The sequence below is a fragment of the Pseudomonas sp. SIMBA_068 genome (assembly GCF_046534705.1).
In the GTDB taxonomy this organism is placed as follows: Bacteria; Pseudomonadota; Gammaproteobacteria; order Pseudomonadales; family Pseudomonadaceae; genus Aquipseudomonas; species Aquipseudomonas putida.
The window spans coordinates 1-235 of sequence record NZ_JAWRYI010001691.1 but is presented as its reverse complement, the minus strand read 5'-3'; the positions used below and the strand labels follow the sequence as shown (position 1 = coordinate 235).

Annotated in this window: 1 pseudogene; it reads right to left on the bottom strand. The window is 51.9% G+C overall.

Features of this window, described 5'->3' with window-relative positions:
- Positions 1-235: pseudogene (locus tag SB756_RS35505) on the bottom strand (hypothetical protein); the annotation flags it as partial.

The following is a 235-nucleotide window of genomic DNA, read 5'->3' as shown; positions in this document are numbered from 1 at the left end:
CCATCAAAGCGAAACCCCGGCACTTCAACCTGCGGGTAGCGGTCGGTGATGAGCAGAAAGCCTTGCTGGCTTTTACACAACATTTTGCGAAACTTGTACGCCCGCCAGCAGGAAAGCAGATAGATAACCAGTGCAGTAATATTGCCAGGCGGTGTTGAGGGCTTTTCGTGCACATGTGCCGCTTTACTTCGCAGATAACGCCCAAAAGGTGCGCCAATAACAGGGAGCTGTGAAA